At 39.3% G+C, this 9,260-nt stretch carries 9 protein-coding genes, 1 tRNA gene and 1 pseudogene; 6 read left to right on the forward strand and 5 right to left on the reverse strand.

The window, feature by feature from the left end; genetic code table 11:
* Window positions 1-165: 165 nt before the first annotated feature.
* Entirely contained in the window at window positions 166-501 is a 336-nt protein-coding gene (locus V7L31_RS13265; RefSeq protein WP_334696652.1) for a XisI protein, read from the forward strand.
* A 14-nt stretch (window positions 502-515) separates the two neighbouring features.
* Here V7L31_RS13265 and V7L31_RS13270 read toward each other — a convergent pair.
* The 4 genes and pseudogenes from V7L31_RS13270 to alr form a co-directional block, all read right to left on the reverse strand.
* A pseudogene (locus V7L31_RS13270) lies at window positions 516-746 on the reverse strand (DUF29 domain-containing protein); the annotation flags it as partial.
* Window positions 747-783: 37 nt separating this feature from the next.
* Window positions 784-960, reverse strand: a complete 177-nt coding sequence (locus V7L31_RS13275) for a hypothetical protein (protein ID WP_334696653.1) — start codon at window positions 958-960, stop codon at window positions 784-786.
* Window positions 961-981: 21 nt separating this feature from the next.
* Window positions 982-1,063 (reverse strand) — tRNA-Leu (locus V7L31_RS13280).
* An 85-nt stretch (window positions 1,064-1,148) separates the two neighbouring features.
* Window positions 1,149-2,336 carry an alanine racemase gene (gene alr, locus V7L31_RS13285; RefSeq protein WP_334696654.1) on the reverse strand — a complete coding sequence of 396 codons (1,188 nt, stop codon included), beginning with the start codon at window positions 2,334-2,336 and terminating at the stop codon, window positions 1,149-1,151.
* A gap of 258 nt (window positions 2,337-2,594) precedes the next feature.
* Here alr and V7L31_RS13290 point away from each other — a divergent pair, with 258 nt between their 5' ends.
* The 4 genes from V7L31_RS13290 to V7L31_RS13305 all read left to right on the forward strand — a co-directional run bounded on the left by V7L31_RS13290 (window position 2,595) and on the right by V7L31_RS13305 (window position 7,237).
* The gene (locus tag V7L31_RS13290) at window positions 2,595-3,092 is read left to right on the forward strand and encodes an HNH endonuclease (protein ID WP_094349059.1); all 498 of its coding nucleotides are present in this window, start codon (window positions 2,595-2,597) and stop codon (window positions 3,090-3,092) included.
* A gap of 729 nt (window positions 3,093-3,821) precedes the next feature.
* Window positions 3,822-5,105 (forward strand): DHH family phosphoesterase, encoded by a 1,284-nt coding sequence (locus V7L31_RS13295; RefSeq protein ID WP_334696655.1) that lies wholly within the window; start codon window positions 3,822-3,824, stop codon window positions 5,103-5,105.
* Window positions 5,106-5,582: 477 nt separating this feature from the next.
* On the forward strand, window positions 5,583-6,575 hold the full coding sequence (locus V7L31_RS13300) for an SMI1/KNR4 family protein (RefSeq protein WP_334696656.1): 993 nt from the start codon (window positions 5,583-5,585) through the stop codon (window positions 6,573-6,575).
* A 41-nt stretch (window positions 6,576-6,616) separates the two neighbouring features.
* On the forward strand, window positions 6,617-7,237 hold the full coding sequence (locus V7L31_RS13305) for an SMI1/KNR4 family protein (RefSeq protein ID WP_334696657.1): 621 nt from the start codon (window positions 6,617-6,619) through the stop codon (window positions 7,235-7,237).
* 269 nt (window positions 7,238-7,506) lie between these two features.
* Here the strand turns inward: V7L31_RS13305 and V7L31_RS13310 are convergent, their stop codons facing one another.
* Window positions 7,507-7,869 carry a hypothetical protein gene (locus tag V7L31_RS13310; RefSeq protein WP_179068632.1) on the reverse strand — a complete coding sequence of 121 codons (363 nt, stop codon included), beginning with the start codon at window positions 7,867-7,869 and terminating at the stop codon, window positions 7,507-7,509.
* Window positions 7,870-8,125: 256 nt separating this feature from the next.
* On the opposite strand from V7L31_RS13310, the gene V7L31_RS13315 reads away from it, so the two are divergent.
* Window positions 8,126-9,169, forward strand: a complete 1,044-nt coding sequence (locus V7L31_RS13315) for a DMT family transporter (RefSeq protein ID WP_334696658.1) — start codon at window positions 8,126-8,128, stop codon at window positions 9,167-9,169.
* Window positions 9,170-9,260 lie beyond the last annotated feature (91 nt).

The raw sequence follows: 9,260 nt of genomic DNA on the forward strand, positions 1-9,260 counted from the left end.
GGTTTGAGGAGATGATGTCATGTTGACTATTTTAGGCTTTTTAGAGTTAGTGTAACTAAATATGTAAAGTTTTGTATTAGGATTCAACATTTCTGTACAAAACATTATTAAAACATATCAACTTAAATTGATTACTTATCAGCCTGTAACGGAGGATATTGTCGAATGGATAAACTAAAAAAATATCAACAAATAATTCAGCAACTTCTTCAAGAATATGCTGCAATTTCTAGTCAAGATCCAGAAATTGAAACCCAATTAATTTTTGATACAGAACATCACCACTATCAACTTGTAAATATCGGTTGGAAAAATCAACGTCGTGTTTATGGTTGTTTTTTACATCTAGACATCAAAGATGGTAAAGTTTGGCTGCAACACAATGGAACAGAAAATGAAGTAGGAGATGATTTAGCAAATTTAGGTATCCCTAAGCAGGATATTGTCATCGGCTTTCATTCGCCATTTAAACGCCAATTTACAGATTATGCTGTGGGTTAAATATCAATAATCCACTAATCAGGTAAAAAGTCTTCATCTAAACATTCATCCGTAGTCAAGGGAGAGTCTACCGCAAAAGCATCAAACGATAAACCAGTTTCATCACTGGCTTGTTTTCTTGCATCTTGATAACACTAAGTCCAAACTTCCTGTAAATATACTTTGAAACTAGGACTATCCTTAAAAGTTCTTTTCAATCTGCGTCGATCTTCTCTAATAGTTACTTTCCAACTATTAGAAGGTTTTTCTAACTGGTATAGAACCTACGCACGTTCTACGAGATCACAAAATCTCTAGCAACCCGATTTGATTTTTGATATTACGCAAGAAGTGTAGCGATCGCAAAGTTAAAAAAACAGATAATAACCTTCTTACATCGGTAGAATCTATATCTATCAACTCTCCTGCTTGCAGTTGAGGATGAGATAATTCAAAAACTGCATGAGCCAAGAGACTCATGCAGTTTTCAGAAATCAAAAATGCGGATGAAAGGACTTGAACCTTCACTCCTTTCGGAACTAGAACCTAAATCTAGCGCGTCTGCCAATTCCGCCACATCCGCATCAGTTTACTATCGTAGCATAAGAAATTATTTTTGGGAATAGGGAATAGGGGCAGAATAACGATGCCCAATTCCCAATTCCCAATTACATAACTGCAACACGAGGCAGACGATGTTTGAACCCACAGAGAATTTCCCAAGAAATAGTATTTAGTTGTTTTGCCCAATCATCGGCTGAAATTTGTTCTTTTCCCTGTTCCCCTAGTAAGGTGACTACTTCTCCTTCTTGGATATTAGGTATAGCACTCACATCCAGCATTAACTGATCCATTGTAATTGTCCCGATTTGCGACACTCGCTGACCGCGAATTAACGCCTGCATTTTGTTGGAAAGACCGCGAGGCACACCGTCAGCATAGCCAATGCCCACGACGGCGAGGCGAAGTTCACGCGGGGCAATAAATTTATGACCGTAACTAACAGCTGTTCCTGCGGCAATTGTTTTAACTTGGGTAACTCGTGCCCTAAGTTCCAAAACAGGCTTGAGGTCGATCGCATTTTGTAAATGCGGTGCTGGGTAAAGTCCGTAAACGGCTAAACCTACTCGCACAATGTCGTAGTGCAATGCCGGATTTGTGAGCGCGGCGGCTGAGTTGGCCAAGTGCAAGCAGGGGACTTGAATTCCCATTGCTTTGATTTGAGCGATCGCATCCTCAAATCGTTTATGCTGTTCTTCCATTACCGTCGTATCAGGATCATCTGCTGTTGCCAAATGGGAATAAATACTAGCAATAGAAAGATGTGGCAAACGCTGGACTAATTGCACAAATTCGCCAGCTTGTTGCCAATTAGTTCCTAATCTCGACATTCCCGTGTCTAATTTGATATGCACGGGTACTGGAGAACCATAATTCATGGATTCCAGAGTATCAGAAAATACTAAAGCTTGTTTAGGGTTACAGAGTGTGGGCTGGAGTTTCCAATGTGCGATCGCATGAATCTGTTCTGGTGTATGAGTTGCCCCTAAAATCAAAATGGGCGCTTGAATCCCGCCTTCTCGCAATTGAATAGCTTCTGGAACTGTAGCGACTCCCAGCCAACTAGCTCCCGATTGAATTACGGTTTGGGCGACTGTCACCGCACCATGTCCATAGGCATCAGCTTTGACTACTGCCATCAACTGGGTACGCGGCGATAAAAACCGTACCAATTGCTGTACATTGTACGACAACGCCCCTAAATCAATTTCTACCCAAGCTCGTTGCGAAAACCACGCGTAGGTGTCGCACTGCTGATCGGGAACTACACCAGGGATTTCTTTGCCACTTAACATTTGTACTGACTCCTATCCCACCACGGCTAAACTTTCAAGTTATCTATCTATACACGCTCCTAAAAGCGAGATCAGATTAAATAGGAAGTTTAACCTTCATATTGCAATTGATACAAGATGTTGCGGCACTAAAGTAAAAGTTAGGAGTTGAGAGTCGTAACTTAATTTCCAAATTTTCCAAGTATAATTTCTTCTCACCTCCCTAGCAGGGTGTATTTGTGTTAATATATTGTAAAACTCATACCCTGAGCGCAAATAATGGGGAAGGTTTTAGTCTTAAACGCCTCTTACGAACCTCTCAATATAACGAGTTGGCGTCGTGCTGTAGTTCTTTTAATCAAGGGCAAAGCAGAACGCGTGGAACACAACGGTAAATTTCTGTACACGGATTTCCCGTTGCCGACCGTAATTCGGTTGCGTCACTATGTACGCGTTCCTTATAAAGAAATTCCTCTGACTCGCCGAAATATATTGCACCGTGATGGTCATGCCTGTCAATACTGTGGTTACACAGGTGATGAGTTGACCCTAGATCATGTAATACCGCGATCGCGCGGCGGCGGCGATACCTGGGAGAACATTGTTACTGCTTGTGTCCGTTGCAATGTCAAAAAAGGTAGTCGGACTCCCCACGAAGCTCACATGCCTTTGCGTCATCCTCCACGCCAACCCTATAGCAGTCTCTATTTCGAGGTTAGCAAGCATCTTAAGAGTGGACTGCACACAGAATGGCAAAAGTATGTCATAGGTCTTTGAGCAAAAAAAGCAGGAGAACAGAGGGGAAAAAGCCAATAACTAAAGTTATGGAATGTTAAAAAATTAGCGGCTGTATAGCTTGCAAAGAAGCGGAATGCTTCAACGCTCGCTCAAGCCTCTAAATTTGTGCATGAATTTTCCCTTTGCTCCTCATCCTGCCTTGAAAGTGCTTTTAGCGGATAGCTAAGGTTTAGCCCGTGCTGAGTGCTGAGTAAAAATATCAGTCCCCAGTCCCCAATCATTCTTTCATCCCCCTGCCTTGTGCCTTTTTCCATTAGGCTTTACTCTGAACAATCAGAATTTTCAAAGGGGATATAAACACATATTGTTCATCAAAAAAAAATAATTGTTAATTGCTTAATAGTCACAATAATGAGAATATTAAGCATAAGAATATTTAAAATATCAAGGACTAATCCTAAAGTATAAGATAGAAAGTATACCCAAAGTCAGATAAAAATCCCGCAGAGCAAATTTGCGAAAGAGAAAAAAGCCCCTAAAACAGATTTATGCTGCCAGATACAGCCCAATATACTCAACTTACTTGCTGTATGCCCTTTAGTGGAATTTAGTTGAGTTAAGCGCTGTTACTGACAAAAAATATACTTAGATGTATAGTGCAATGTTTTGATATTTTTGCGAAGATCATAATAATGTGGCTAAATTCAGTGAATTGCTGCTCGTAGTATTTCTGAATTAAAGGAGCCTCACACTTTAAAAAAGTTCCCTATGTACTTTAATTCTCCCGTTACTCAATTTGAGAGTTTGTCGTTGACCACAGAGCCAAACCCAGAGGAACCTGAAATCGAGAAAGCGCCAGTGGAAGTTGCATTTAAGAGTCCGTCATTACCGCCATCGGTAGGTGATGGGGCTATATATCTCAATCAGCGTGGTAATTCGCTGGCACAACAAAAATCAGAAGAACTGCAAAAAACCCTTTTAGCACACCGACACGATCGCCAACTGGTAATTCTGCAAGATTTTCCCGATCCTGATGCCCTCTCCTGTGCCTGGGCCTATCAGTTAATTGCCCAGCAATATGATATCAAATGTGAAATAATTTATGCTGGTGCATTAAGCCATCAAGAGAATATTGCCTTGGTAAGACTGACGAACTTACCGATCCAACGCTGGACAACGCAAACCTTGAAAACCAAAGATTTGTCGTGTTATCAAGGTTTTGTCTTAATTGATAACCAGGGAACGACTTCACAGCTATTATCAGCGGTGCAGCAAGCTAAAATTCCCCTGGTAGTACTGATCGACCATCACAGTATCCAAGGCGATCTGTACTCAGAGTTTGAGGATATCCGTCCTTATGTAAGAGCGACGGCAACAATTTTTACTCAATACCTACAAACGGGATTATTGGCATTAGATAGCAGCATAAATCAACACGTCAAATGTGCAACTGCTTTGATGCACGGCTTGCGCTCGGATACAAATCGCCTGATGCAAGCCCAAGAAGAAGACTTTATGGCGGCGGCGTATTTAAGCCGATTTTATGATGCTCAACTGCTAAATGCCATTTTACAGGCGAACCGTTCCAAGCGGGTAATGGATGTGATCGAGCGATCGCTAAAAAATCGCATCGTTCAAAATAACTTTTCCATTGCTGGTGTTGGTTATTTGCGCTACGAAGACCGCGATGCCATCCCCCAAGCGGCTGATTTTCTCGTCACTGAAGAAAACGTCCACACCGCCGTAGTTTACGGCATTGTTCACGATGAAGACGAAGAATTGGAAATAGTCATTGGTTCCCTGAGAACCAGTAAACTTACCCTTGACCCCGATGAATTCATCAAAGAAGCCTTTGGACAAGATAGTGCAGGCCGCTTTTTCGGCGGTGGAAGAACAAGCGCAGGCGGCTTTGAAATTCCAATGGGCTTCTTATCAGGCAGCAACGAAAATTCCGCTTATGCGAAAATGAAATGGGAAGTATTCGACGCTCAAATTAAGCAAAAATTGCTGAGGTTAGTTAATCCGAGAGACAACCCGATTCAGTCGGAGTAGAAGGAACTCAAGGAGATGTGGAGAACTCCTAACTAATGCAGCAGTCAAAGTGTTTGTTTCAATAGCATCCCTTCCCGATTTTTGATAAAAGTCGGGAATTTGGATTTTATGACGAATGCTGAACTATAGCAAGGGACTAGAGACTGGGGATTGGGTTGAAAGTCTATTTGTATATAGGTTTTATCATCAGTTAATGTCCTAACTTCCTTGTCCGTTGCTATAAATCAAAGCTAACTTGCGCCTACCTATTTATTTGCTAAGAAGGAAAGGAGCGCCATGAAGTCTATAGAACTGCAAATGTTACAAACTCTGTATGAGCAAGATTTTTGTGCTTGGGTAGAGCAGTATTAATAAGCTTAATGAAATTGTAAAAGCTACTATTTTATAGAGCGGTTGTTTTTATTTTAATAGCACTCTAAGTATAAAGAGAAATTAATCTATAGGCAACTGTTTATAAAAGTAAAAATTTCTGGATCTATGTCACAGTTAACAGATGCTTTAGACAGAATTCTAAATTGGTTGCAACAAAACAAACCTTCTTATGCTTCTTCTCTGCAACCAGGATTGACTTATGAAGAAATTGAAGAAAAAGTTAAAAACTTGCCCTTTCGCTTGCCAAGAGAAGTTTATGAACTTTACCAATGGCGGAATGGCATGATTGATGACGATAGCGAGTTTTTCTCTTATTACCGATTTATTCCATTAGAAGAAGCATTACAGTTAGAGAAAGAAATATCAAAAAATTTTGGTTTATCATTACCATTTGGGTGGTTTCCTATCTTTGATTTTGAAAATGAAGGTTTTGCTATTATAGGTGCTGAAGAAAATACAGAAAGTTCGCCTGTACTTAATACTTATCTTAGTGATGATATCCGCTATACCAATTTAACTAATATGATGCAGTGTATAGCAGAGTGCTATGAGATAAATGCTTATTATATAGATGAAAGTGGTCATTTGAAACAAGACAATAAACTAGCAAAAACAATCCTACAAAAATATGAACCGGAATTAAATTATATTGGAGAAGCTAGATTTGAAGTAATTAATAATCCTGATGGCTCTCAGGTTATGACTAAATATCATCCAGACAATATAATTTTAGAAACTCGAATTATAGATGCGAAAGGAAATACAAAGGAATTAAGCAGTTACTTTCAAGGTAAAATTTTCCGTAGGATGACATCTAGCTATAAAATGGAAGGTTTTTATAGTTATATACGTGATGAAAATTGGTTGAATGACCACGAGATAAATGAAAAATTTGAAGTTGAGTATCAATATAAGTGTGTCATGACTAAAATAGAGCGCCGATACATCAATGGAGTTCTTAAACAAGAAACTATATATCCTGATAAACCACGCGATCGCACACTTTTAATCTTCACATTTTTAATTGTTCCTCTCATTCGCGTTGTTAGCTTATTGCTAGTTATATTCTCTTTACCTAAGAACCATAAGCAAAGTTAAGCTAGAGGCAACTGTTTATAAAAGTAAAAATTTCTGGATTTATGTCACTGTTAACAGATGCTTTAGACAGAATTCTAAATTGGTTGCAGCAAAACAAACCTTCTTATGCTTATTCTCTGCAACCAGGATTGACTTATGAAGAAATTGAAGAAAAAGTTGAAAACTTGCCCTTTCGCTTGCCAAAAGAAGTTTATGAACTTTACCAATGGCGGAATGGTATGCGTACACGTAAAGGAGAAAAAATAGCGCAGTTTTTTCATAGATACACTTTTCTTTCCCTAGAAGATGCAATTGATGAATACAACCAGCTAATAGGGTTGTGGGATGATCCTGAACTTGATTATGAGTGGGATAAAGATTTATATGAAGAATTAGCTGAAATGGTTGATATGACAAATGGATTTATTATTCCAGAATTAAATAAAGAAGAAAATGAATTACAAGTAGAAATTGTTAATGCTGATATTTGGAAATCAGATTGGTTCCCTATTTTTTATCATGACCCTCAGTCATATATAATTGTTGCTTGTAAACATGAATGTTTTGTATTTATTTCAGAAATATATCTACAATCAATTGAAGATGGAGAACCAAAAATAATTTTTGATAGCCTCACAAATATGATGTTAAATATATCAGAAAGCTATGATAGAAGAGTATAAAAAATATTGTTAATTTTAGGATTATGCATTATGATACAGCACGCGATCGCACCCCTACCTTTTCCATAAAAATCTCAACATAGACAAGAGAACAAGGAGAAAAAGCACTCATCCCCCTTGTTCAGAAAATTTCCAGAAGACTATTTTCAAAGGTAGTAGTTTATGAGGACATTAAGGGAAAACTCTGCTCCTTTTGCTGGTTAGATATTCTACTATTCTTTGGACATATTCATGATTGCTGAGTTTTTGCACTCAACGTCCTCAATAAATTACTTCACTTCACTGGGTTCAAACTTAGTCACCTTACCTTTCTTAATGGCAACAATCACATCGTAATGTGAACAGTAAGCGAATGTGACATCATTGGCTTTGTTATAAAGGTTAACTACATGACCTGCACCACCTACTTGGATACCGATTGGCTCCAAGTCACCAAAAAAGAAACGACGTAGTTGATCGCCACTACCAATCTGACCCTTACTCTTAGTCAGCAAGTCTAGTTTCTGCGTTACAGATAATTCTTCGGCTGCTGATGCTTGCACTAATGAAGGATTGATTGCTTTTAAGGGTACGTCCCAAACTGTGAAAAAACCAACCAAGGCTATACTTGTAAGAAAGGGTGCGAGTTTCATTTGTTACTTCTCTTCTTTGTTTTATCCTGAACATCCTAAGCATCTCAGGTGGCAGTGAGAACTCATTGAAACTAAGCCACTATTTTGATGAATTTATCCCTTGAGAAAATTTAGTTAATTCTCAGCATCTTCTCAGATAATCATGGTCATTCAAAGTCACAGCATAATTTAAGTGTTTTCTCAACAAAACCTCATTTTGAACTGCGTGAAGGCAACTTAAGATAATGAGCAATGCTTTTATTGCAGTGATGTTATTGTGACTAGACCCAAAAAATCACATCGCCTAATCCATAGAATTTCAGGACAAACATATCTCTGGCTAGCAATGCTAATTTTTGGAGCATCTGGCGCAGTTACTCGGAAGTTAACAGAAATTGGTGCCCAACATTTTATTGGTAATCGCAATCCGATTTCTTTGTGTAATGTTTTATTTGTGGGAAATCTTTGCGCCTTGATACTTCTGATCCTTATCTATGGGCGGCAGTGGAACAAAGCTACTTTGAAGCAATTCTCAAGGAAAGATTGGGTCAGTCTAACAGTAGTAGCTATTTTATCAGGAGCGTTAGCCCCTGGCTTAATTTTCCAGGCATTGGCACTCACAGGAGTAAACAATGTCATTTTGGTGGGACGCTTGGAACCGCCTCTAACTCTGGCTTTATCAGTTTGGTTATTGAGAGAACGGGTAAATATTTGGGAATTTATCGGTGCGATCGCAGCCTTTATCGGCGTTATCCTAACTATTATCCTTCAGCCTCCAACAGAAACCATGATGAACATGGGAGGTTTCGGTTTAGGCATAGGGGAACTTTTGGCGGCAGCAGGATCTATTGCTGTAGCTGCTTCCACAATTATTAGCAAGAAACATCTTTCGCAGATTCCTTTGGGAATCTATAGTATTTTTCGGACTGCATTAGGAACCGTAATCTTTTTCTTTATTGCTTTAGTACTCTATGGCAGGGATCATTTTGCTGATGTTCTCTCACCATTCTTGTGGCAATGGATGTTTCTCTATGGCGGGTTGATTGTGGTATTAGGCCAGTCTTTTTGGATTAAAGGCTTGAAAACTTCCACTGTATCTACGGCTTCCTTAGTTAGCTCATTTGGCCCAATTGTAGGCATCCTAGCAGCCTATTTAATTTTGGGTGAAGCCCCTAATTTCGCTCAATATATTGGCGGTAGCTTGATTTTAGTAGGTATATTCTTGAGCCAAGTTGGCACTTGGCGTCAGGCTTCTAGCAAGGTGAATTCTACTCCAGCACAGCAACAGGTAGAAGCTGGTATGGGATTCAAGGGGATTTAGAGACCTCCACAAAAAGAAATGCCCAATTGTCATTGCGTTCGCCCCTGGCGTTCCCGAAGGGTATGGAGCGAAGCGAAATGAAGCAACCGCA

Origin of the sequence: Nostoc sp., from assembly GCF_036916655.1 — a bacterium.
Lineage (GTDB): Bacteria > Cyanobacteriota > Cyanobacteriia > Cyanobacteriales > Nostocaceae > Nostoc.

Bases quoted from the DNA above. Each gene is read 5' to 3' on its own strand.
- V7L31_RS13310 (WP_179068632.1), bottom strand. From the start codon at position 7,869: ATGAAACTCGCACCCTTTCTTACAAGTATAGCCTTGGTTGGTTTTTTC.
- V7L31_RS13290 (WP_094349059.1), top strand. From the start codon at position 2,595: ATGGGGAAGGTTTTAGTCTTAAACGCCTCTTACGAACCTCTCAATATA.
- V7L31_RS13300 (WP_334696656.1), top strand. From the start codon at position 5,583: ATGTCACAGTTAACAGATGCTTTAGACAGAATTCTAAATTGGTTGCAA.
- V7L31_RS13275 (WP_334696653.1), bottom strand. From the start codon at position 960: ATGAGTCTCTTGGCTCATGCAGTTTTTGAATTATCTCATCCTCAACTG.
- V7L31_RS13305 (WP_334696657.1), top strand. From the start codon at position 6,617: ATGTCACTGTTAACAGATGCTTTAGACAGAATTCTAAATTGGTTGCAG.
- V7L31_RS13295 (WP_334696655.1), top strand. From the start codon at position 3,822: ATGTACTTTAATTCTCCCGTTACTCAATTTGAGAGTTTGTCGTTGACC.
- V7L31_RS13265 (WP_334696652.1), top strand. From the start codon at position 166: ATGGATAAACTAAAAAAATATCAACAAATAATTCAGCAACTTCTTCAA.
- alr (WP_334696654.1), bottom strand. From the start codon at position 2,336: ATGTTAAGTGGCAAAGAAATCCCTGGTGTAGTTCCCGATCAGCAGTGC.